Below are 23,670 nucleotides of genomic sequence, written 5' to 3'. Positions count from 1 at the left end.
TATCCCTCCCCAAGCGGCAAGACGTTGGTCTAACACACAGAAGGCGATAACGGAAAGTGCTAGTTACAGAAGCGTAACAATGGTTGCCCTAAAAGCGGACAACTGCGGCGCCCCAAGTGAAACCACCACCCATTGCTTCGAGCACGATGAGGTCGCCGCGCTTGATCCGGCCGTCCTTTACTGCGGTGTCGAGCGCGAGTGGAACCGACGCCGCGGAAGTATTGGCGTGTTGATCGACGGTCACGACGACCTTGTCCGGGGACAGGCCCAACTTGCGCGCGGTCGCATCGAGGATACGGGCATTGGCCTGATGCGGGACGACCCAATCGACGTCTTCTGCCGACAGCCCGCTGGCCGCGAGTGTCTCGGTCATCACACCCGCCAAATTGACGACGGCGTGGCGGAACACCTCGCGGCCCTTCATGCGAACCTTGCCCACCGTGCCCGTGGTGGAGGGGCCGCCATCGACATACAGCAGCTCGTTGTGGCGACCGTCGGCGTGCAGGCGAGTCGACAGGATCCCCCGCCCCTCCGCGCCGGTGTCGTTGTTTTCCTGGCCTTCCAGAACGATGGCACCGGCACCGTCGCCGAACAGAACACAGGTGGTGCGGTCTTCCCAATCGAGAATGCGGCTGAACGTCTCCGACCCGATCACCAGCGCACGGCGCGCCGACCCTGCGCGGATCATGCTGTCGGCGACCTGCAAGGCATAGAGGAAGCCCGAGCATACCGCGGCCACATCGAACGCGACGCAGTCGTTGATCCCGAGGCTCGCCTGGACCTTGGTCGCGCTCGACGGGAAGGTCTGGTCAGGCGTCGCGGTCGCGAGCACGATCAGGTCGATGTCCTGCGCCGACAGGCCCGCCGATCCCAGCGCAGCGCGGCACGCGTCGGCCGCAAGCGTCGCGGTCGTCTCGTCGGGGGCTGCGATGTGGCGGAAGCGGATACCGGTGCGTTCGACGATCCATTCGTCCGTCGTATCGACGGTCTCGGCCAGTTCGGCATTCGATACGCGTCGCGCGGGGAGTGCCGACCCGGTGCCGACGATTACCGAACGAATCATGCTGCCTTCGCCTCGAATTCACGCAGATCCTCGGCGATTCGCCGAGTCAGGTCATCCCGCACCATCTTCGCAGCGGCAGCGATCGCAGTCGCCACGCCGATCGCATTGGCACTGCCGTGGCTTTTGACCACCAGCCCGTTGAGGCCGAGGAAGACCGCGCCGTTATGATTGTTGGGGTCGAGATGATGCCGCAACAGATCGGTCGCGGGCTTTGAAATGAGGAAGCCGATCTTCGAGCGCGTCGAGGATCGGAATGCGCGCTTGAGCAGATCCGCGACGAACCGTGCGGTGCCCTCGGCGGTCTTGAGCGCGATGTTGCCCGAGAAGCCGTCGCAGACGATCACGTCGACATCGCCGCGCGACAATTTGTCGCCTTCGATGAAGCCGGTAAACTGCAGCGGCAGATGCGACGCGTGACGCAACGCCGCGGCTGCGTCGCGAATCACATCGGTGCCCTTCTGGTCTTCGCTGCCGATGTTGAGCAGCGCGACTCGCGGGCGCGCAAGCTCGAGCGTGGTGCGCGCGTAGGCAGCGCCCATCACCGCGAACTGGATCAGGTTGCGCGCATCGCACTCGGTATTGGCACCGAGGTCGAGCACGACTGTATCGTTGTCCCCGAGCGTCGGCATCAAGCCGGCGAGCGCGGGACGATCGATTCCGGGGATCATCCGCAGCGACAGCTTTGCCATCGCCATCATCGCGCCGGTATTCCCGGCGGAGACGCACGCGGCAGCGCGACCCTGCTTCACCATATCGATCGCGATGCCCATCGACGTCTTCTTGGATCGGCGAATCGCCTGGGTAGGCTTTTCGCTCGATCCGACGACTTCGGGGGCATGAACGATCTCGGCGTGCGGGATCAGGTCCGGATGCCGCTTGAGTTCGGCAGCGATTGCATCCTCGTCGCCGACGAGGATGAACTGCATGTCCGTGAATCGTTGCCGCGCACGGGCGACTCCGGCCAGCACTACTGCCAGCCCTTCATCGCCACCCATCGCGTCGACCGCGATACGGGAGCTGTTCGTCACGCTGGCCGCTCCCTGTACACGCCCGATGGCACGATCCGCTGCCGATCCCTTGGGGATCAGCCTTCGACCGAGACGATCTCGCGGCCGTTATAGTGGCCGCACGACGTGCAGAGGTTGTGCGGACGCTTCAGTTCGCCACAGTTCGGGCATTCCTGGAACGACGCAACAGTCAGCGAGTCGTGCGCACGACGCATGCCGCGCTTGGAAGGCGTGGTTTTTCTTTTTGGGACGGCCATTTCGGCGAAACCTTATACTTGTCTAAACCGGTGCGATAAGCCCGAACCAGTTACGACGCAATCGACACAAGGTCGACCGCGCAAGCGGCACCGGCAGCCAGACATCTCGCGAAGATGGCGGGCTATAGCGATTCTGCGCGGCGTTGCAAGCATTGCGCGCCCGTGCGACGGGGTCGATCAACGAATAAAGGGACGATTTTCGATGATAACCGGTTCTGACATGGCAATCTCGCTTGCAACCGCGGGTGCGGCGGCGATCATCAATCTGTGGCTGGCAATTCGCATCGGCGCCGTTCGAACCAAGGCCAAGATTCTGGTCGGCGACGGCGGCAATGAAATGCTGATTCGCCGGATGCGCGCGCATGCCAATTTCGTCGAATATGCCCCCTTCATCCTGATCCTGATCGCGCTGATAGAATTCACGAGCGGAAGCTCGTGGTGGCTGTGGGGCGCGAGCGCCGCGTTTGTCGTCGCGCGCATCCTGCACGCCCTGGGGATGGACGGCTTCAAGATCGGGCGAATGGTCGGCACGATCCTGACCTTCGTGCTACTGCTCGGGCTTGGCGGTTACGCCATTGTGGTGCCGTTGCTCGGGCATTCCACGGCAGGCGTCGTCGCGCCGAGCGTTGCGCCAGCGGGCTGATGAGGTTCTGCCCGATCCAATTACCGCACTGTTCGGGCTGAGCGAAGTCGAAGCCCCGTCTCACCGTCGACGATGATCGGTGAGACGGGCTGGCCTCAGCGCCGCTTACGCAGCCAGCGCCGAGTCGCTGACGAACATGTTGGTCGCGCGCTCGTGCGCGAAGGTGCTTGCCGGACCGTGCCCGGGGAGGAAGGTCGTGTCGTCGCCCAACGGCCATAATTTGGTGACGATCGAGTCGATCAGTTGCGGGTGGTTACCCCGCGGAAAATCAGTCCGGCCAACCGACCCGGCGAACAGCACGTCGCCGACGATCGCCAGTTTCGACGGCGCATGGTGGAAGATGACATGCCCGGGCGTGTGCCCCGGGGTTTCATAGACGTCGAGCACGAGATCGCCGACGGTCACAGTGTCGCCCTCGACCAGCCAGCGGTCCGGTTCGAAATTGATCCCCGGAATGCCATATTGCGCGCCGCTCTCGGACAGGGTGGAGGTGAGGAAGCGGTCCTCCTCGTGCGGCCCCTCGATCTGCACGCCATAGTCGTCGGCAAGCGGCTTCGCCTCGCCGCAATGGTCGATATGGCCGTGCGTGAGGATGATCTTCTCGATCGTCACGCCGTGCTGCGCCGCCGCCGCGCGCAATTGGGGAAGGTCGCCACCGGGATCGACGAACGCACCGCGCATCGTCGCGGTACACCATAGCAAGGTGCAATTCTGTTGCAGCGGCGTCACCGGGATAATTGCGGCGCGAAGGGGCGGTATGCTCATACGCCTTGGATAGAATGCCACGGCGGGTCGGGCAAGGATCGGGTTTCGCGGTGCAAACGGACACTGCGGGGTTGCCCCGGGGGCCTCAAGCGGGGCATCTGACCGCCAGTGATGCTCAGCAACCAGACCAAGCCGTTCGTCCTGCTGGACGATGCCCGCGCGGACGGAGCGTCCGCACGCTTGTATCTCGATCCGGTCTGCATCCTGACCGCGCATACGATCGGCGAGATCGATGTGGTGCTGGCAGCGGTGCGCGCCGCGCGCGATGCCGGGCACGATGTGGTCGGCTATCTTGCGTACGATGCCGCCGCCGCGTTCGAGCCTGCACTTGGGCACGCCGCTCCAGACATCGACGAACACGCACAGCCGGATGCAGCTCCTTCGCTACCGCTGGCTTGGTTCGGCGTGTTTGCGGGCTATCGCACAATCGCGCCGGGCGATGTTCCCGCCCTGCTGCCCAGTCCCGCAGGTGCGTGGAACGCCGCGCCCGAACCCGATATCGCGCTCTCGACCTACGACACGCAATTCGCCGCCGTGCAGGCGGAGATCGTCGCAGGCGGACTGTATCAGGCAAACCTGACCTATCGCGCGCAGATGAAGGTGCACGGCGATCCGCTGTCGCTTTATGCCCGACTGCGCACCCAGGCGGACGCAGGATTTGGCGCGCTGATCGATACGGGCGACGCGACGATCCTGTCGCTGTCCCCCGAATTGTTCTTCGCGCTGGACGGCGATCGGCTGACCTGTCGCCCGATGAAGGGCACCGCGCGCCGAGACCCCGATCCGGTGGCGGATGCGGCCGCGGTTGCCACACTTGCGCAGGACCCAAAGCAGCGCGCCGAGAATCTGATGATCGTCGACCTGATGCGGAACGACCTTGCACGCGTCGCCCGCGCCGGGTCGGTCGCGGTGCCGAGGCTGTTCGCGGTCGAAAGCTATCCGACGGTGCATCAGATGGTATCCACCGTCACCGCCGACCTCGCCCCCGGACTGGACGCGATCGACGTGCTCACCGCGCTGTTTCCGTGCGGGTCGATCACAGGCGCACCCAAGATCGCCGCGATGCAGGCGATCGCACGGATCGAAGCCAGCCCGCGCGCACTCTATACCGGCACAATCGCGCGGTTCGATGCGAACGGCGACGCGATGGCGAATGTCGCGATCCGCACGCTGGTCTGGCCGAAGGACACCGAGACGGCGTGGCTCGGCGCAGGCGGCGGGATCGTTGCGGATTCGGACCCGGCGGCGGAATGGGACGAGGCGAAGGCCAAGCTTGCGTTCCTGACGCATGACGTGCGTCGCTTCGATCTGATCGAGACGATGGCGTTCGACCCCCACCACGGCCTCCTGCTGCTCGAGACACACATTGCGCGCTTGTCCGCCAGCGCACAGGCGTTCGACTTCGTGTTCGACCGCCACACCGTCCGCAACGAACTCCAGGCCGCGACCTTCCGCTTGCGGACTGCGGCGCGCGTGCGGCTGTTGCTTGCACCCAGCGGGGCGGTCGCGGTCGAAATTGGGGAAATGCCCGCGCCTGCCACTGAACCGGTAGAGGTGGGGATCGTGCCACTGCCGGTCACCGCTGCCGACATCCGGCTGCGCCACAAGACGAGCGACCGGACCTTTTACGATACCGCGCGACAGGGATCGGGATGTTTCGAGGTCGTGTTCGAACGCCCTGACGGCCGGTTGACCGAAGGCAGCTTCACGTCGCTGTTCGTACCGCGCGGCGATATGCTGATAACACCCCCGATAACCGACGGATTGTTGCCCGGCGTGTTGCGCGCAGACCTGCTGGCAAGCGGGCGCGCAGTCGAAGGACATCTCACCGAAGCGGACCTTGCGCACGAATTTTTCATCGGCAATGCGCTTCGCGGATTGATTCGTGCGCGACGGGCGGTTGCGGCGTCGCCCGTCGCACGATAAGCGCTCGCGCGTCCATTCGTCATCCGACCAAGGCTCTTCACTATGAACCCCTCCGCCGCGCTCAACCGTATCAAGCCGTCGCCGACGCTTGCCATCACGTCGCGGGTCCAGGAGCTGAAGCGCGCGGGCGTCGACGTGATCGGCCTAGGCGCGGGCGAACCCGATTTCGATACGCCCGATTTCGTCAAGGAAGCCGCGATCAAGGCGATCCGCGACGGCCAGACCAAATATACCAACGTCGACGGCACGCCCGAACTGAAGGCGGCGATCGCCGCGAAGTTCACGCGCGACAACGGCCTGACCTATACGCCCGACCAGATCAGCGTGAACGTCGGCGGGAAGCACACCCTGTTCAACGCAATCGTCGCGACGGTCGAGGCGGGCGATGAAGTCATCGTCCCTGCGCCTTATTGGGTGAGCTATCCGGACGTCGTGCTGTTCGCGGGCGGCACGCCCGTGTTCGTTGCGGCCGGCCCTGAGCAGGGCTACAAGCTGCTCCCCGAGCAGCTCGAGGCGGCGATCACGCCCCGGACCAAGTGGGTGATCCTCAATTCGCCGTCCAACCCGACTGGTGCTGCCTATACCGCCGCCGAGCTCAAGGCATTGGGCGACGTCCTCGAACGGCATCCGCACGTGTGGATCTTCTCGGACGATATGTACGAGCACATCCTGTACGACGGCTTCAAATTCGCGACGATCGCGCAGGTCTGCCCGTCGCTCTACGAGCGCACGCTGACCGTCAACGGCTGCTCCAAGGCCTATGCGATGACCGGCTGGCGAATCGGTTTCGCGGGCGGCGCATCGTGGCTGATCAAGGCGATGGCCAAGCTCCAGTCGCAATCGACCAGCAACCCCTGCTCGATCGCGCAGGCGGCGTCGGTCGCGGCGCTCAACGGTGACCAGTCGTTCCTCAAGGATCGCGCGGCGGCGTTCCAGGTGCGGCGCGACCTGGTGGTCGGGATGCTCAACGCGGCGGAGGGCATCACCTGCCCCAAGCCCGACGGCGCATTCTACGTCTATCCGGAGTTTTCCGCGCTGATCGGCACGTCGACCCCGTCGGGCAAGCTGATCGACTCGGACGAGGCGATGGTCGCCTATCTGCTCGACGACGCAAAGGTCGCGGCGGTCCAGGGCGCGGCGTTCGGCCTGTCGCCGGCGATGCGCATCTCCTATGCGACGTCGGATGCTTTGCTGACGTCGGCGTGCACGCGGATCCAAGAGGCGTGCGCCGCGCTTCGCTGAACCGGAGCCGAAACGATCGTTCAGCTTTTGGCAACGCAGAGTTTGCGAAATGTCTCTTGCCGCAGCGCACAATCAGGACGATTGGCGCTACGGCATTTGGCATTCCTGCCAGGGCAAAGAGGTATCGTGATGCGTCGCATCTTCAAATCGGATTTCGTCTGGCAGTTCGTTGGCGGCTTCGCGCTGGGCGCGATTGCACTGGTGACGCTGCATCCGGTCGAAGGCGCGCATGCGGCTACCCGCCCACAGATCGAGGCGACGCGCTGAGGCGGCACTCTGCCCGCTAACTGCTAACCGCTTCCCCGGCGAAGGCCGGGCCCAGTCGTGATGGCAGAGGTAACAGCGCGTAGCGGCTTGCCGCGATCCGGTGCGCCCCTGGGCCCCGGCCTTCGCCGGGGAAGCGCAGCAGCCCGCCTTCCCTACCCTTCCAAACTCCGCGACGCCTGTTCGAACATGTCCTTCGACAGCCCCGGCGTCGCCACGATCCGCTCCAGTTCAGCGCGCATCAACCCCGCCCGCACCGAATCGAATCGCCGCCAGCGCCCGAGCGGCGGGATCAGCTTCGCCGCGGTCTGCGGGTTGAGCTTGTCGAGTGCGATCAGCTGGTCCGCAAGGAAGCGATACCCCGCCCCCGACACCGCATTGAACGCGCGCTGGTTGACCCCGAACGCGCCGACCAGCGCGCGTGCGCGGTTGGGGTTGGACAAGGTGAAATCGCGGTGCCGCGACAGCGCCTCGACCGCGGCACCGGTATCGTCGCGCGGGGCCATCGCCTGGACCGAGAACCATTTGTCGAGCACCAGCGCATTGTCGCTGTAGCGCTTGTAGAACATGTCGAGCGCGGGCTCGCGCTGCGGCGCGTCCCCGCCGACCAGCGTCGCCAGCGCGCTTTGCCGGTCGGTCATATTGTCCGCCGCCTCGAATTGCGCAAACGCGAGGTCGCCCGCGTCCGACGCGCCCGATGCCGCGATATAGCCCAAAGCGACCGCCTTGAGCCGCCGCTGGCCCTTGGCGTCGGGCGAATAGACATAGCCGCCGTCGGTATTCGCGCGCGCGCGATCATAAGCCGAACGCCATTCGCTTTCGAGCGCCTGCCCGATGTCGCGGCGGAGCGACTCGCGTGCGCGAAAGATCGCCTCGGGGTCGACGATCGCGAGCTGGTCGCCGATGAAGCTCTCCGACGGGAGCAGCACGGCTTCCGCGATGAACGCCGCGTCGAGCGTGGCATCGGCAAGCGTGCCCTGTATCGCGGCGACCACCGCCGCATGATCGGCGCGGCCCTGCGACGCGCCCTGGACGAGCGTGTCGAGCATCAGCTGCTGGAGCGCTTCGTACCGCGCGAACGGATCGTCGTCCTGCGCGCCGAGGAAGGCGAGGTCCTCCGCGGTCCGGTCGGTCGCGATGATCGCGGGCGAGGAGAAGCCGCGGTTGATCGACAGGATGGGCCGCTCGGTGACGGTCTCGAATACGATCGTCTGCTCGGCATCGGTCAGCAGGATCGTCTGTTCGTCGGTCAGCGCATGGCCGGTTTCCGCGCCGAACAGCTTGATCTTGAGCGGGAGCACCACCGGAAGCTTGTCCGGCTGCCCCGGCGTCGGCGGCGTGCGCTGCGTCAGCACCAGTTCCGCACGCGCCGACCCCAGATGATGCGTCAGCGATGCCGTTACGCGCGGCGTCCCCGCCTGACCGTACCAGCGACGGAACTGCTTGAGATCGACGCCGCTCGCCTCCTCGAGGCTTGCGACGAAATCCTCGCATGTTGCCGCCGTCCCATCGAACCGGTCGAAATACAGATCGGTGCCCGAACGGAACCGCTCCGCGCCCAGCATCGTCGCGAGCATGCGGATGATCTCGGCGCCCTTGTTGTAGATGGTGGCGGTGTAGAAGTTCGAGATTTCCTGATAGGCGTCAGGCCGGATCGGGTGTGCGAGCGGCCCGGCATCCTCCGGAAACTGCGCCGCGCGAAGCCCACGCACGTCCTCGATCCGCTTGACCGCGGCTGAACCCTGGTCGGCGGAGAAGGTCTGGTCGCGATAGACCGTGAACCCTTCCTTCAGCGACAGCTGGAACCAGTCGCGGCAGGTGACCCGGTTGCCCGACCAGTTGTGGAAATATTCGTGCGCAACCACCGCTGCGATCGCGTCATAATCATAATCGGTCGCGGTGTCGGGGTCCGCCAGGATATAGCGGCTGTTGAAGATGTTGAGCCCCTTGTTCTCCATCGCGCCGAAGTTGAAATCGTCGACCGCGACGATGTTGAACACGTCGAGGTCATATTCGCGGCCATAGACCCGCTCGTCCCACGCCATCGACGTCTTGAGCGCGTCGAGCGCATGATGCGTGCGCTCCAGATCGCCCTCGCGAACCCAGATGCCGAGTTCGACCGTCCGGCCCGAGGCAGTGACGAACGTGCCGCGGTTGACCGACAGATCACCCGCGACCAGCGCAAACAGATAGCTCGGCTTGGGGAACGGATCGTTCCATTCCGCCCAATGCCGCCCGTCGCCCGCATCGCCCTGCGCAACCGGATCGCCGTTCGCGAGCAGCACCGGATAGCGCGCCTTGTCCGCAGTCATTCGCACGCTGTAGCGGCTCAGCACGTCGGGCCGGTCAGGGAAGAAGGTGATGCGACGAAACCCTTCCGCCTCGCACTGGGTGCAGAGGTTTCCGCCCGAAGCGTACAGCCCCATCAACTGCGTGTTGCGGTCGGGCGCGATCTCGACGACCGTCTCGACGACATGCGACGATCCGGTGAGCGGCAGCACCAGCGCGCCGTCCTCGATCACCCATTCGTTGATCGCCACGCCATCGACCTTGAGCGAAACCAGCGTCTGCCCTTCACCGTCCAGCCGCAGCGGGCGATGATGGGCATCCCCGCGCACGACCTGCAAGCGCGCGCTGACGCGGGTGCACGCCGGGTCCAGATCGAAATCGAGTGCGATCTCCGGCACCTGCCAGTCCGGAGCGGTGTAATCCGCACGACGGGTGACGTGCGGCTGGGCGAGGCTGGTCTGGATATCGAGCATGACGAAGATGTAGGCAGCGTGGTGCCGCCATGCCACCGAAATCGCCGCGGAGCGTGCAACCGACTTGCCTCGCGTAGCCTCGCTGCTACCCGGGGTGAATGATGCACAAAGCCCTTCTCGCGGTCCTCGCCACGCTGGCCCTCGCTCCCGCCACGCACGCACAAACCGCACCCGCCGCCTTGCCCGACGATCAGGCACAGATGAAGGCGCACGTCCTGTTTCTCGCGTCCGATGCGATGCGCGGGCGCGAGGCGGCGAGCCCCGAATATGCAATCGCTGCGGAATATGTCGCGGCGCAGTTCTTTGCGGCGGGCCTTGTCCCCGCCGGGCAGGACGGCGGCTATCTCCAGAAGGTCCCGCTCGTCGCCTATCGCGCCGCCGACCACGGCGACGTCGTGCTGACGCGCAAGGGCTCCGGCCCGCAACCGCTGCTGTTCGGCGAGGATTTTACCCCCGGTGCGGTCGCGGGCGCGGCGCGGACCACGCTGGACGCGCCGATCGTGTTCGTCGGGCACGGGATCGTCGCGCCGCGCTACAAACGCGACGATTATGCGGGCGTCGACGTACGCGGCAAGATCGTCGCCTTCTTCGCCGGAGCGCCCGCAAGCTTCCAGAGCGAGGAACGCGCGCATTTCCAGAGCGGCGCGACAAAGGCCGCGATTGCCGCTGCACACGGGGCGGTCGGCACGATCCTGCTGACGCGCGGCGTGCTGCCACCCGAGGGCGGCGCGTGGGATCGTGCGCGAACGACCTGGGCCAAGGCGGACGGCACCGGTGACATTGCGGGGGTTCCGCAACTGGCGACGCTCAGCGCGACCGGCGCGGCCAAGCTGTTCGCTGGCGCGAAGGTGCCGTGGAAGGCGATCCTCGCCAAAGGCACCGACGCCGAAGCACGCTTCGCCGCCGAACCGCTCGGGGCGCGCCTCGCGGTTGCGCTGCGGACCAGCTTCGAGCCCGGCACCAGCGCTAACGTCGCGGGCATGATTCAGGGCAGCGACCCTGTGCTCGGTAAGGAAGTCGTCGTCTTGTCGGCACATCTCGACCATCTCGGGGTCAAGGCCGAGGGCAAGGGCGACCTGATCTACAATGGCGCGGAGGACAATGCGGTCGGGATCGCCGCACTGATCGAGGAAGCCAAACGCTTCAAGGCCTCGCGCAAGCCGCCGCGCCGCTCGATCCTGTTCCTCGCGGTCACCGCGGAGGAAAAGGGCCTGGTCGGCTCGGACTATTTCGCGCGGCACCCGACCGTGCCGATCGAGAGCATCGTTGCGGACGTCAATCTCGACATGCCGATCCTGTCCTATCCGTTCGAGGACATGACCGTGTTCGGCGCGGATCGCTCGACGCTGGGGCCGATCGTCGCGAAGGCGGTGGGCACGCTCGGGGTGACGATGTCGCCCGACCCCGACCCGGCGCAGGGGATCTTCGTCCGGTCGGACCATTATCGCTTCGTACAGCAGGGGGTGCCCTCGGTGTTCCTGTGGCCGGGGCAAAAGGGACCGGGCAAGGCGGCGACGGCAGAGTTCTTCGCGCACCGCTACCACCAGCCATCCGACGACCTGTCGCAGCCGATCGACTGGGCGCAGGGCATCCGCTTCGTGAATGCCAATTACGCGATTGCGCGCGAGATCGCCGATGGCGAAGCGCGGCCACGGTGGAACAAGGGCGACTTCTTCGGGCTGCTGTACAACGGATACGGCGCGAAGTGACGCGCCGCACCAGGCCAGCCGCTAGCTGTTGATGCCCTGCCCCCTGCCCGCTCGAGCCGAACGGGACGGGACGACGGGAATTAGCTCCCCGACGCGGCGCTAGCCCGCGCGATCCTGCAACAACGCATCCGCGCTGCTTGTCGGCGCGAGCGCGCTGCGCGCGGAGACCGTGAGCGTCACCGCCAGGTCCATCACGACATTGCCCATCGTGCGGAAGATATCGGGGATCGTCTCAACTGCGACGAGCAAGCCGAGCGGCGCGACCGGCACCCCCAGCGTGACCGCGATCGGCGCGATCGCGCCGATGAAGCTGATCTGTCCGGGCAGGCTGACCGACCCGAGCGAGGTCAGCACCGCAATCGCGGTGGCCGCGCACAGCGTGGCGAAGCTGACGTGCACCCCGAACCAGTTCGCCACATAGATCGCAACCGCAAGGTTCATCGCCGGGCCGGTCGCGCGCAACATCGCCACCGCGATCGGCAGGACGACGCCAGACGTTGCCACCGGCACGCCCATGTCCTCGGAACTCCGCAACATCGCGGGCAGGCTGGCGAGGGAGGATTGCGTGCTCATCGCCACCGCCAGCACCGGCGCCGCACCGCGCACGAACCGGGTCAGCGCGATGCGTCCGCCCAATACCGCGAGCGGAAAAGCGAACAGCGACACCACCACGCCGACGCTCGACACCGTGACGATGTAGTGCAGCAGCGCGCCGACCGCAGCGGTCCCGGTCTTGGCGGCAACCGTGATCGCCAGCGCGAACACTCCGATCGGCGCGATCCAGATGATCCAGCCGATCACCACCAGCATCGTGTCGCGGATCGCGGAGAAGAAAGTGATTAGCAACGCGCGTGGTTCGGGTGCGATTTGCGCAAGCGCGAAGGCGAATACCAGCGCGAACAGGATTAGCGACAGGAACCCGCCGTTCGCCGCCGCCGCGACGACGTTGCTCGGCACCATGCCGACCAGGAATTCACCAAGCGGCTGGACCGGCCCCGCCGGGGCAGCCCCCGCCAACGCGGCCCGCAGCGCGATGCCCGAAGCCGCAGGCATCGGTGCGAGACTGAGGAACAGCGGCGTCAGGATTGCGGCCATCACCGCGCTGAACACCATCACCGACACGATCATCGCAATCGCGCGGGCCGCCACCGCACCGCTGCGCGCGGCCTCGGCGGTCGCTGCGATCCCGGTGACGAGCAGCGAGAAGACCAGCGGCAACACCGTCATCTGCAACGCGTTGAGCCACGCAGTCCCGATCGGTCCGGCAATCTCGACCGTCACCGGCACCGCCCCCGGCGCCCAGCCCGCCAAGGCGGCACCGACGGCAAGCCCGAGGACGAGCGACAACAGGATACGACTGGATTGCGACATGCAGGCCCTTTTGCAGATGCACGGCCCGTTTTGGCCGCTTATGAGTGCAACGCACATAACCGAACGGATGCGCGCGTAATGGCAAGAAAATATTTCGGTACCGACGGGATTCGCGGCCTGACCAATACCGCACCGATGACCGCGGCGATGGCAATGCAGGTCGGCATGGCGGCAGGCGCGCACTTCCATCGCGGCGAACACCGCCACCGCGTCGTGATCGGCAAGGACACGCGACTGTCGGGCTACATGCTTGAATCCGCGATGGTTGCCGGCTTCACCAGCGTCGGCATGGACGTGGTGCTGCTCGGCCCGATGCCGACGCCTGCGGTCGCGATGCTGACTCAGTCGATGCGCGCCGACCTCGGCGTGATGATTTCCGCGAGCCACAACCCCTACGCCGACAACGGCATCAAACTGTTCGGCCCCGACGGCTACAAGCTCTCGGACGCCGACGAGGCTGCAATCGAGGCGTTGATCGACGGCGACATCGCGCTCAGCCCCGCCCCCGAAATCGGGCGCGCGCGGCGAGTCGACGATGCGCAGGGGCGCTACATCCATTTCGCCAAGTCGACCTTCCCGGAGAACCTGCGGCTCGACGGGATGAAGATCGTGGTCGATTGCGCGAACGGGGCGGCCTACCGCGTTGCGCCCACCGCACTGTGGGAACTCGGCGCGAACGTGGTGACGATCGGCGTCAACCCCGACGGCAAGAACATCAACGACGGCGTCGGGTCGACCGCACCCAAGGCGCTGTGCGAGACAGTGGTCGAGACCGGCGCGCAGCTCGGCATCGCGCTCGATGGCGACGCGGACCGGCTGATCGTGGTCGATGAAAAGGGCCATGTCGTCGACGGCGACCAGTTGATGGCGACGATCGCGAGCAGCTGGGCGCGCGCCGGACGTCTGAAAGGCGGCGGGCTGGTCGCGACGGTCATGTCCAACCTCGGGCTGGAACGCCATCTCGCGACGCAGGGAATCGGGCTGATCCGCACCAAGGTCGGCGACCGGCATGTGCTCGAGGCGATGCGCGCGCAGGGCTATAATGTCGGCGGCGAGCAGTCCGGGCACATCATCCTGTCGGATTACGCCACGACCGGCGACGGATTGGTCGCGGCGCTCCAGATCCTCGCCGAGCTCGCGCGCTCGGGGGTGCCGGCGAGCGAATTGCTCCACCGTTTCGAGCCGCTCCCGCAATTGCTCAAGAACGTGCGGTTCGCGGGCGGCAAGCCGCTCGAGGCGGAGTCGGTCAAGGCGGTGATCGCCGAGGCCGAGGCCGAATTGAAGGGCAAGGGCCGCCTCGTCATCCGCCCCTCGGGCACCGAACCCGTCATCCGCGTGATGGCCGAGGGCGACGATGCTGCGCAAGTCGAGGCGGTGGTCGACCGCATCTGCGACGCGGTGCGGACGGCTGCGGGGTAATCTGCTATACCCTGCCCGCCGGGCTCGGCCCCGAGTCCGCCTGGGGGGGCAGGGATATGGACACGATCGATCCGCGGGCGGGCTCGCGCGGTGGAAATACGCGCGAGTTGGTCGGCGAAGCGCTGGACACGGCGATCGCGGCGCATCCCGCTCTGGCGGCGGTGCTGGCCGCTTCCGATGCGGTCGATCGGGCGATCGTGACCGGCGACAAGGCGACGTTCCTCGCGACACTGGCGGACGATTGCGTCGTCAACACCCCCGGCAACCGGGTCGCGGGCAAGGCGCAGATCGCCGACTTCTTCGAGCGCGGGCAGATCGATTACGCGTATTACCACAAGCGCATCGAGCATCTCGAACCCTATGGCCCGAATGTGCTCGTGATGGGCGAGGAGACCTATGTCCCCCGCGACGGAACGTCCTCGCCGCCGACCGTCTCACGGCGTTTCACCGATCTGTGGCGCACCGACGGCGACCGCTGGGTGATCGCGATCCGCCAGGCGACAATCTTCCACATCTCGCCCGGCGGAGCGGACTGACGGCGTGCCAATCCCCGTCTTCCTACAAAGGCATGGCCGCGAAACCACAACTGTTCTCCCGCGAAGGCGGGAGTCCAAGAGTCGCGAGAACCGTAAGTCGTTGTTCTGTTTGGCTCTGGACTCTGGCCTTCGCGGGAGAACGAGGGCTCCTGCCCCCCATTGATCATGCCACGACCCCACATCCTCGGGGTGACGTCCTACCAAACCCCCGCTAAACCGGCGTCATGCTTGAAATGCGCCCCGACTGCGAACGCTGCGGTACCGACCTCCCTGCCGACGAAGCAGGGGCGTTCATCTGTTCGTTCGAATGCACCTTTTGCGCACCCTGCGCCGAAGCGCTCGACGACCGCTGCCCCAATTGCAGCGGCGAGCTGATGGACCGCCCCGCGCGGGTGGACGACGCGCTTGCGCGGCATCCGGCGGGGACGGTGCGCTATCATCGCCCGGCGGCGGCACGCGGAAAGGGCTGAGCCACGGCGCGCCAGAGCGGATGCGGAGGACCTGTCCTACCGGCGTAGTTTCGTGCGATGATCGTCGAACCATGCCGTCGATCCGCTTCTCTCTCCCGCTCCCCGCGCAAAATCCGCGATCGGGCGGCGGGATGCAGGATTGCAAACCGATTCCGCCTAACTTTCCCCTAACCTTCCGATTGCACCACCAGCCATGACCCCGCGCATTCTCATCATCGCAGGCTCGGATTCGGGCGGCGGTGCGGGCATCCAGGCGGACATCAAGACCGTCACGATGCTCGGCGGCCACGCGATGACCGCGATCACCGCGATCACCGCGCAGAATACGCTCGGCGTCCAGGCGGTGCTGCCCGTGCCCGTGGAGATGGTGCTCGCGCAGATCGATTCCTGCCTGTCCGACATCGGCGCGGATGCGGTGAAGATCGGGATGATCGGGTCGGCCGAGACGGCTGACGCGGTCGCCGACCGGCTCGAAACGCTCGACGTGCCGGTGGTGTTCGATCCGGTGATGGTCGCGACCAGCGGCGCGACGCTCGCCGACCCGGCGACGATTTCGGCGTTCGCGCGGCTGATGCGGATCGCCACGGTGGTCACGCCCAACACGCCCGAACTCGCGGCGCTGGGTGGCGAAACCGCGATCCTCGCGCATGGCTGCCGATTGCTCGCCAAGGGCGGCCACGTCGAAGGGGCCGACGTTGTCGACCGCCTGATCGGACCGGACGGAGAGATCGCGCACTGGTCCGCCCCCCGGATCGAGACGACGAGCACGCATGGCACCGGCTGCACGCTCGCCTCGGCGATCGCCACCCTGCTCGGGCAAGGACGATCGCTACCACAAGCGGTCGGGGCGGCGCGCACCTTCGTGCGGCTGGCGTTGCGCGATGCGCCGGGGCTCGGGCGCGGGCACGGTCCGATGGGACATCAGGCGGTCCGGCTCGACCTCGGCGCGGATCTGCGGCTCAACCAGGTTACCGTGGGCAGCACCGATCACGCAGCATCGCGCGCTTTCTATGCGGCTCTCGGGCTTCGCCAGATCGTGGACAGCGCCAACCATTATGCTCGGTTCGAGACGGCGGGCGGCGCGACGGTGTCGATCGAGCGAGCAGCGAAAACAACGCTGTTCTTCGAATGCGACGACCTCGATGCCACCGTCGCGCGATTGGAGGCGACCGGAATCGTGTTCGATCAGCTCCCGACCTACCAACGCTGGCTCTGGCGCGAGGCGCGGCTGCGGGATCCTGCGGGCAATAGGGTCTGTCTCTACCATGCTGGCGAGAACCGCCGCTATCCGCCATGGCGGTTGCCTGATGCCTAGTCTCAAACATGAAAAGCTCTGCCTCGCCCCCGTCGCCGGTGTCGACGAAGCCGGCCGCGGTCCGCTTGCCGGGCCGGTCGTCGCGGTCGCGGTGATCCTGCCGCCCAAGGGCATCCCGCGCGGGATCAACGATTCGAAGAAGCTTTCCGCCGCCGAGCGGTTGCGGCTGCACGACCGGCTGCAAGACTGCGCGACAGTCGGGATCGGGATCGTCGAAGCGGACGAGATCGACGTGCTCAACATCTACTGGGCGACGATGAAGGCGATGACGCTCGCGGTCGAGGCTTTGGGCGTCGCGCCGGGGCATGTGCTGGTCGATGGCAACCGCTTGCCGCGCTGGACGCACGCCGCGACACCGCTCGTTTCGGGCGACGCGATCAGCACGTCGATCGCCGCCGCGTCGATCATCGCCAAGCACACCCGCGACACGATCATGCTCGCCCATGCCGAATCGTATCCGCAGTACGGATGGCACTCGAACAAGGGCTATGGATGCGCTGCGCATCTGGCGGCTTTGCGCGAACATGGGCCAACCCCGCTCCACCGGCGCACATTTCGTCCCGTCGCCGACGCGTATCTTCTGCTCTGAGTCTTTTGCGTCACACACTATCGCTTGAGTCCGCCGATCACGACGGACTCAACATCTAGCTCGCGTCCCGGGAATGTTCCGGACGGCTAACGAATCTGCGACGAATCCGGTTAACGCATCGCCCCTTGACGCGAGTCCCCAGATTCGCAGGGATGCGCGCGACAGTGAATCAGGGGCGGCGGTTATGGGCGTTTTGGAAAAGATAAAGGTCGGCAAGCGCCCGACCATCACGCCGATGGCGGAGCTTCCGCTCGACCAGATCCTGCGCTCGGACTGCATCGCGGCGATGCGCGCGCTTCCGGCCAAGTCGGTCGACATGATCTTCGCCGACCCGCCCTACAACCTACAGCTCGGCGGCGACCTTGCGCGCCCCGACGGCAGCCACGTCGACGCAGTAACCGACGCGTGGGACAAGTTCGACAGCCTCGACGCCTATGACGCGTTCACCCGCGCGTGGCTGGCGGAAGCCAAGCGGATCCTCAAGGACAATGGCGCGATCTGGGTGATCGGCAGCTATCACAACATCTTCAAGGTCGGCGCCGCAATCCAGGATCTCGGCTACTGGATCCTCAACGACATCGTGTGGCGCAAGTCGAACCCGATGCCCAATTTCAAGGGCACGCGCTTCACCAACGCGCATGAGACGCTGATCTGGGCGTCGATGGGCGAGAAGGCACGCTACACCTTCAATTACCGCAGCATGAAGACGCTCAACGACGAGCTTCAGATGCGCAGCGACTGGGAATTCCCGGTATGCGGCGGGCCCGAGCGACTCAAGAAGGACGGGATCAAGGTCCACCCGACGCAGAAGCCCGAGGCGTTGCTGTACCGCATCCTGCTGGCGTGCACCAAGCCCGGCGACGTGGTGCTCGACCCGTTCTTCGGGACCGGCACCACGGGTGCGGTCGCCAAGCGGCTCGGCCGACGCTGGATCGGGATCGAGCGCGAGCCCGATTACATCGCCGCCGCCGAGGAGCGCATTGCCGCCGCACTCCCGCTCGATGAAAGCCTGCTCAAGACGATGCAGAGCCCCAAGGCCGCGCCCAAGGTCGCGTTCGGCGTGCTGGTCGAGAACGGCTTCCTCACCCCTGGTCGGATGGTGGTCGACGCCAGGCGCAAGCACCGTGCGATGATCCGTGCGGATGGCAGCCTCGAGAGCCCGTGCGGCGCGACGGGGTCGATCCACAAGCTCGGCGCGACGCTGCAGAACGCGCCGTCGTGCAACGGCTGGACCTATTGGCATTTCGAGACCGGCGAAGGGTTGAAGCCGATCGATTCGCTGCGCCAGGAGTATCTGCTCGCGACGCAGCCGTAAGGGCAAACAGCCCGCAATCTGGACGTCACGCGACCTTGCCTGCCCGACAAAGGCCGCTACGGTCGCAACGATGCACAAGCCGTTCGTCACCTTAGCTCTCCTCCTGCTCACCCCCACCGCGCTCGACGCGCGGAGGACCGATCCGAAGCCTGCCGCCGCCCAGGTCGGCACCGGCATGGTCAGCGCCGCCGACCCGCGCGCCGCCGCGGCGGGCGTCGAGATCCTCAAAGCCGGCGGCAGCGCGACCGATGCCGCGATCGCGACGATGCTCGCGCTCAACGTGGTCGAGCCGCAGAATTCGGGGATCGGCGGCGGCAGCTTCATGATCCACCACGATGTCGCCGCCAACGCGACGACCAGCTTCGACGGTCGCGAAGCCGCCCCCGCCGCCGCCGATGCGCGCTGGTTCTATGGCAAGGACGGCCAGCCCCTCCCCTTCACGCAAGCCGTGCCGGGCGGGCGCAGCGTCGGCGTGCCGGGCAACTTGCGGATGATGGCGCTTGCGCACAAGCGTTACGGGGTGCTCCCCTGGGCACGATTGTTCGCGCCCGCGATCAAACTCGCGCAGCTCGGCTTCACGGTCACGCCGCGGCTCCACAACGGGCTCGCCAATTTCGGCGACCGGCTCGACCCCGCTGCGCACGCGCGCTTCTTCCCCGTCGGCAACCAGCCCGTCGCGGTCGGCACGATCTTCCGCAACCCCGCGCAAGCCGCGCTGTTCGCCAAGATCGCAAAGCAGGGTCCCGACGCCTTCTACAAAGGTCCGGTCGCGCAGCGGATCGTGAAGGCGGTCAACACTTCGCCGCGCAACCCCTCGAAAATGACGCTCGCCGACCTCGCCGGTTACCGCGCGAAGGAACGTGCGCCGATTTGCGGGACGTACCGTGTCTACAAGATTTGCGGCATGGGTCCGCCGGGATCAGGCGGGATCGGCGTGCTGATGATCCTCAAGCAGCTCGAACGCTTCGACATGGCGGGCCTCGGCAAGACCAGCCCGGTCGCGTGGCATCTGTTGGCCGAGTCCGAACGCCTCGCTTATGCCGATCGCGACATGTATCTCGGCGATCCCGAGAAGGTCGACGTTCCCGCGAAGGGCCTGCTCGATCCGGCCTATCTCGCAGAGCGCTCTGCGCTGATTGCGGCCGACCGCACGATGCAGAGCGTCAGCGCGGGCACGCCCCCCGGCGCCCCGCCGCGCCAGCTCGCGCCCAATGCCGACGTCCCCGGCACAAGCGATCTCGTCACGGTCGACCGGCGCGGCAACGTCGCCGAAGTCACCACCACGATCGAAAGCTATTTTGGCTCGGGACTCTCGGTCGATGGCGTGCAGCTCAATAACGAGCTGACCGACTTCGATTTCGTGCCGGAAAAGAACGGCAACCTCGTCGCCAACCGCGTCGCCGGGGGCAAGCGCCCGCGCAGCTCGATGTCGCCGACGATCGTCTACAACCCCGACGGTTCGGTCCGCATCGCGATCGGCGCGGCGGGCGGCTCGACGATCATCGCGCAGGTGTCCAAGGCACTGATCGCGGTGCTCGACTGGAAGATGTCGGCACAGGATGCGATCGGGCTCGGTTTGCTCTATGCTCCGGGCCAGACCGCGGCGGCGGAAAAGGGCACGCAGCTCGACGCGATGATCCCGGCGCTCCGCGCGCTCGGTGAACGCGTGGTGAGCACGCCGCTCGGGCTGAAGGCGAATGCGATCGAACGCGTGGATGGCCGCTGGGTCGGTGCGGCCGATCCGCGCAGCGAAGGCGTCGCGATCGGCGAGGACGGGCGGATGACCGAGATCGTCCGGGTCGGCGCGCTCGCCAACCGTCCGCCCGAATAAGCCGCCCGAAGACTCACGCGCAGTCGAACACGACGCGCTAAAGGGAGAGACCGATGCGTACTCTGGAAACCTTCCCCAACCTCGTTGCGATGTTCCTTGCGCGTGTGAGCGAGCAAGGCGACGCGCCGTTCCTGTGGCACAAAGCGGGCGGTGCCTGGCGCTCGCGCAGCTGGACCCAGACCGCGCGTGAAGTCGCCAGCCTGTCGGCGGCGCTGAAGGCGATCGGGCTGGTGCCGGGCGACCGCGTCATGCTGGTCAGCGAGAACCGCCCCGAATGGTGCATCGCCGATCTCGCGATCATGGCGGCGGGGTGCATCACCGTGCCGACCTACACGACCAATACCGAGCGCGACCACACCCACATCATCGAGAATTCGGGCGCGAAGGCGGTGATCGTCTCGACCGCGAAACTTGCCAAAACGCTTCTCCCGGCCGCGATCCGCGCATCCACCGCCAAGATCGTGATCAGCATCGAGGATCTGCGCAGCGGCCAGCAGGGCGCGCTCGAATTCCACCATTGGGACACGTTGCTCGCGGACCATGCCGCCGAACCGTCGACGATCCGCACCACCGCGACGCGCGACGATACCGCGTGCATCATCTACACCAGCGGCACCGGCGGTGCGCCGCGCGGGGTGATGCAGCATCACGGCGCGATCCTCCACAATGTGTTCGGCTGCTGCACGATCATCTCGGAGGATTTCGGCTGGGACGACGAGATCTTCCTGTCGTTCCTGCCGCTGAGCCACGCCTATGAGCATAGCGGCGGGCAGTTCTTCCCGATCGCGCTGGGGTCGCAGATCTATTATTCGGAAGGCCTCGACAAGCTCGCCTCGAATATCGAGGAAGTTCGCCCGACGATGATGGTGGTCGTGCCGCGGCTGTTCGAACTGCTCCGCGCGCGCATCTCCAAGGCGGTCGAGAAACAGGGCAAGCTCTCGACCTATCTGCTCGGGCGGGCCGAGGCACTCGGGAGCAAGCGGGCGGCGGGCAACGCCGGGCTGCTCGACAAGCCGATGGACTTGCTGCTGGCGGCGACGCTCCGGCCCAAGATCCAGAAGCGCTTCGGCGGGCGGATCAAGGCGATGGTCTCGGGCGGCGCGCCGCTGACGCCCGAGGTGGGCACCTTCTTCGACGCGATCGGGATCACGGTACTGCAGGGCTATGGCCAGACCGAGTCCGCGCCGGTCATTTCGTGCAACCGCCCCAAGGTCGGGATCAAGATGGACACGGTCGGCCCGCCGCTCCCCAACACCGAGGTGCGCATTGCCGAAGACGGCGAGATCCTCGTGCGCGGCGAGCTGGTGATGAAGGGCTATTGGCGCAACGACGCCGAGACCGCGCGGGTGCTGAAGGCCAACGGGCGCGAGCCCGACGACAAGGGACTCTGGTTGCACACCGGCGACATCGGGGTGATCGACGCCAAGGGGCGGATCCAGATCACCGATCGCAAGAAGGACATCATCGTCAACGATAAGGGCGAGAATGTCGCCCCGCAGAAGGTCGAGGGGATGCTGACGCTGCAACCCGAGATTTCGCAGGCGATGCTGTTCGGGGACCGGCGGCCGTATATGGTCGCGGTGATCGTCCCCGATCCCGAATGGACCCAGCAATGGTGCGCGCGGAACGGTGATGCGTGCAACTTCGCGCGGCTGGCCGAAAACAGCGAATATCGCACAGCGCTCGGTCACGCGGTCGAACGCGTCAATGCCGAACTGTCGCTGACCGAGCGGATCCGGCGCTTCGTGCTGGCGGACGAACCGTTCGGGATCGAGAACGAGCAGCTGACCCCGTCGCTCAAGATCCGGCGGCACGTGTTGAAACAGGTATATGGCGCGCGGCTCGAGGGACTGTACAAGTCCTAGAATACTGAGATGTAGGTGTTTTCGTCTGAGCACCGGTGACGGCTGGACGCAAGGCGAGGTGGATGCGAGGATGCCGCCACCATCCGCTATATCCGGACATCGCCCATCGTGTCGTATCAGCCTTCCCTGCCCGACCCTGCCGAACACGCGCCGACGCACCCCACCCGCCGCACGATGATCGGCGGCATGGCCGCGCTAGCCACGACCCCCGTCTGGTCGGGCACAGCGGCGGCCGCGAGCACCGAACCGACACTCGAACGGCTGTCCCCGCTGGCGGACCGCTTCCTTGCGCCGGGCACCAGGATCGAGACGATTGCGAGCGGGATCCGCTGGGCCGAAGGTCCGGTGTGGATTCCCGCGAGCAACGCGCTGTTGTTCTCCGATCCTCCCGCCAACCTGATCCGTTGCTGGACTCGCGCAGGCGGCGTTACGCCGTTCCTGACGCCATCGGGCCTCGCCAATCCCGACCCGAAGCTGTTCCGCGAGGCGGGATCGAACGGCCTCGCGCTCGGCCGCGACGGCGCGCTGGTCATCGCCGACAGCGGCAACCGCGCGGTGATGCGCTACGACTTCGTAGCCAAGAAACGCGCGGCGCTGGTCGATCGCTATCAGGGCAAACGGTTCAACAGCCCCAACGACCTCCACATCGCGCGGAACGGCGCGATCTTTTTCACCGATCCACCCTATGGCCTCGTCGACGGCGCGACCTCGCCGCTGCGCGAACTGCCGCACAACGGGGTGTATCGCTGGACGCCGGGGGGAGAGGTGGTGCTGATCGACGGCACGCTGAGCTATCCCAACGGAATCGCGCTCTCGCCCGATGAGCGCAAGCTTTATGTCTCGGTGTCGGATGACAAGGCACCGCGGATCATGGTGTATGATCTCGATACGCGCGGACTGCCGCTCAAGCGGCGGGTGTTCCTCGATGCGTCGACCCTCAAGGGACCCGGCCTGCCCGACGGAATGAAGGTCGCCGCGGACGGGACCCTGTTCTGCAGCGCACCCGGCGGCTTCTACCTGATGACCCCCGAGGCCGAGCCGATCGCCCGCTTCGCGCACGGCGGCCCGATCGCCAACGGGGCATTCGGCGAGGGCGGAAAGACGTTGTTCCTGACCGGGAACGACCGCGTAATGCGGGTGCCGCTGGTGAAATCGGCGACCGCACGGGGGTAGCGGCCCGCTCCGCGAAGGTTGAACTTGTTGCCAGCGTCACCCTGAACTCGTTTCAGGGTCCACCGCGTCACGAGTCTGGTCCGTGCCCGTCGCGCGGTGGATGCTGAAACCAGTTCAGCATGACGGAAGGGGGCGGGTGAACGCCCCA

General features: G+C 66.2%; 20 protein-coding genes. 14 read left to right on the top strand and 6 right to left on the bottom strand.

Going from position 1 to position 23,670, the window contains the following annotated elements:
* Positions 1–88: 88 nt before the first annotated feature.
* From ABIC17_RS02965 to rpmF, 3 genes are read right to left on the bottom strand one after another with little or no spacing between them, the layout of a single operon-like run.
* A complete protein-coding gene (locus ABIC17_RS02965) occupies positions 89–1,063 on the bottom strand; it encodes a beta-ketoacyl-ACP synthase III (RefSeq protein WP_354279154.1) in 975 nt (324 codons plus the stop codon).
* Positions 1,060–2,091 (bottom strand): phosphate acyltransferase PlsX, encoded by a 1,032-nt coding sequence (plsX, locus tag ABIC17_RS02960; RefSeq protein WP_354279153.1) that lies wholly within the window; start codon positions 2,089–2,091, stop codon positions 1,060–1,062. The genes ABIC17_RS02965 and plsX overlap by 4 nt, the downstream gene beginning before the upstream one ends.
* 56 nt (positions 2,092–2,147) lie before the next feature.
* The gene (rpmF, locus tag ABIC17_RS02955) at positions 2,148–2,327 is read right to left on the bottom strand and encodes a 50S ribosomal protein L32 (protein WP_131530505.1); all 180 of its coding nucleotides are present in this window, start codon (positions 2,325–2,327) and stop codon (positions 2,148–2,150) included.
* Positions 2,328–2,547: 220 nt separating this feature from the next.
* Between rpmF and ABIC17_RS02950 the strand changes: the two genes are divergently transcribed.
* Complete coding sequence (locus ABIC17_RS02950) at positions 2,548–2,970, top strand: MAPEG family protein (protein WP_492726143.1); 423 nt, start codon at positions 2,548–2,550, stop codon at positions 2,968–2,970.
* A gap of 105 nt (positions 2,971–3,075) precedes the next feature.
* On the opposite strand, the gene ABIC17_RS02945 is transcribed toward ABIC17_RS02950, so the two are convergent.
* Complete coding sequence (locus tag ABIC17_RS02945) at positions 3,076–3,735, bottom strand: MBL fold metallo-hydrolase (protein WP_354279151.1); 660 nt, start codon at positions 3,733–3,735, stop codon at positions 3,076–3,078.
* Positions 3,736–3,846: 111 nt separating this feature from the next.
* Between ABIC17_RS02945 and pabB the strand changes: the two genes are divergently transcribed.
* The 3 genes from pabB (at position 3,847) to ABIC17_RS02930 (ending at position 7,170) form a co-directional block, all read left to right on the top strand.
* Complete coding sequence (pabB, locus tag ABIC17_RS02940) at positions 3,847–5,661, top strand: aminodeoxychorismate synthase component I (RefSeq protein ID WP_354279465.1); 1,815 nt, start codon at positions 3,847–3,849, stop codon at positions 5,659–5,661.
* 42 nt (positions 5,662–5,703) lie between these two features.
* Positions 5,704–6,903, top strand: a complete 1,200-nt coding sequence (locus tag ABIC17_RS02935) for a pyridoxal phosphate-dependent aminotransferase (RefSeq protein WP_354279150.1) — start codon at positions 5,704–5,706, stop codon at positions 6,901–6,903.
* 126 nt (positions 6,904–7,029) lie between these two features.
* Positions 7,030–7,170 carry a hypothetical protein gene (locus tag ABIC17_RS02930; RefSeq protein WP_354279482.1) on the top strand — a complete coding sequence of 47 codons (141 nt, stop codon included), beginning with the start codon at positions 7,030–7,032 and terminating at the stop codon, positions 7,168–7,170.
* Between the two features lie 152 nt (positions 7,171–7,322).
* On the opposite strand, the gene pepN is transcribed toward ABIC17_RS02930, so the two are convergent.
* The gene (gene pepN, locus ABIC17_RS02925) at positions 7,323–9,929 is read right to left on the bottom strand and encodes an aminopeptidase N (protein WP_354279463.1); all 2,607 of its coding nucleotides are present in this window, start codon (positions 9,927–9,929) and stop codon (positions 7,323–7,325) included.
* Between the two features lie 101 nt (positions 9,930–10,030).
* Between pepN and ABIC17_RS02920 the strand changes: the two genes are divergently transcribed.
* A complete protein-coding gene (locus ABIC17_RS02920; RefSeq protein ID WP_354279149.1) occupies positions 10,031–11,638 on the top strand; it encodes a M28 family peptidase in 1,608 nt (535 codons plus the stop codon).
* A gap of 99 nt (positions 11,639–11,737) precedes the next feature.
* On the opposite strand, the gene ABIC17_RS02915 is transcribed toward ABIC17_RS02920, so the two are convergent.
* Positions 11,738–13,009 carry a dicarboxylate/amino acid:cation symporter gene (locus tag ABIC17_RS02915; RefSeq protein WP_354279148.1) on the bottom strand — a complete coding sequence of 424 codons (1,272 nt, stop codon included), beginning with the start codon at positions 13,007–13,009 and terminating at the stop codon, positions 11,738–11,740.
* Between the two features lie 78 nt (positions 13,010–13,087).
* Between ABIC17_RS02915 and glmM the strand changes: the two genes are divergently transcribed.
* The 9 genes from glmM to ABIC17_RS02870 all read left to right on the top strand — a co-directional run bounded on the left by glmM (position 13,088) and on the right by ABIC17_RS02870 (position 23,522).
* Complete coding sequence (gene glmM, locus ABIC17_RS02910; RefSeq protein WP_354279147.1) at positions 13,088–14,428, top strand: phosphoglucosamine mutase; 1,341 nt, start codon at positions 13,088–13,090, stop codon at positions 14,426–14,428.
* A gap of 56 nt (positions 14,429–14,484) precedes the next feature.
* Positions 14,485–14,964, top strand: a complete 480-nt coding sequence (locus tag ABIC17_RS02905) for a nuclear transport factor 2 family protein (protein WP_354279146.1) — start codon at positions 14,485–14,487, stop codon at positions 14,962–14,964.
* 224 nt (positions 14,965–15,188) lie between these two features.
* Complete coding sequence (locus ABIC17_RS02900) at positions 15,189–15,434, top strand: DUF1272 domain-containing protein (RefSeq protein WP_354279145.1); 246 nt, start codon at positions 15,189–15,191, stop codon at positions 15,432–15,434.
* A 193-nt stretch (positions 15,435–15,627) separates the two neighbouring features.
* Positions 15,628–16,749, top strand: a complete 1,122-nt coding sequence (gene thiD / locus ABIC17_RS02895; RefSeq protein ID WP_354279144.1) for a bifunctional hydroxymethylpyrimidine kinase/phosphomethylpyrimidine kinase — start codon at positions 15,628–15,630, stop codon at positions 16,747–16,749.
* The gene (gene rnhB / locus ABIC17_RS02890) at positions 16,742–17,338 is read left to right on the top strand and encodes a ribonuclease HII (RefSeq protein WP_354279143.1); all 597 of its coding nucleotides are present in this window, start codon (positions 16,742–16,744) and stop codon (positions 17,336–17,338) included. The genes thiD and rnhB overlap by 8 nt, the downstream gene beginning before the upstream one ends.
* 184 nt (positions 17,339–17,522) lie before the next feature.
* The gene (locus ABIC17_RS02885) at positions 17,523–18,653 is read left to right on the top strand and encodes a site-specific DNA-methyltransferase (protein ID WP_354279142.1); all 1,131 of its coding nucleotides are present in this window, start codon (positions 17,523–17,525) and stop codon (positions 18,651–18,653) included.
* A gap of 70 nt (positions 18,654–18,723) precedes the next feature.
* Positions 18,724–20,484 carry a gamma-glutamyltransferase gene (gene ggt / locus ABIC17_RS02880; RefSeq protein ID WP_354279141.1) on the top strand — a complete coding sequence of 587 codons (1,761 nt, stop codon included), beginning with the start codon at positions 18,724–18,726 and terminating at the stop codon, positions 20,482–20,484.
* A 53-nt stretch (positions 20,485–20,537) separates the two neighbouring features.
* The gene (locus tag ABIC17_RS02875; protein ID WP_354279140.1) at positions 20,538–22,349 is read left to right on the top strand and encodes an AMP-dependent synthetase/ligase; all 1,812 of its coding nucleotides are present in this window, start codon (positions 20,538–20,540) and stop codon (positions 22,347–22,349) included.
* A 174-nt stretch (positions 22,350–22,523) separates the two neighbouring features.
* Entirely contained in the window at positions 22,524–23,522 is a 999-nt protein-coding gene (locus ABIC17_RS02870) for an SMP-30/gluconolactonase/LRE family protein (RefSeq protein ID WP_502958406.1), read from the top strand.
* Positions 23,523–23,670: the final 148 nt, after the last annotated feature.

Source organism: Sphingomonas sp. PvP056 (assembly GCF_040549155.1).
Taxonomy (GTDB): Bacteria; Pseudomonadota; Alphaproteobacteria; order Sphingomonadales; family Sphingomonadaceae; genus Sphingomonas.
This window is presented reverse-complemented; position numbering and strand designations above follow the sequence as displayed.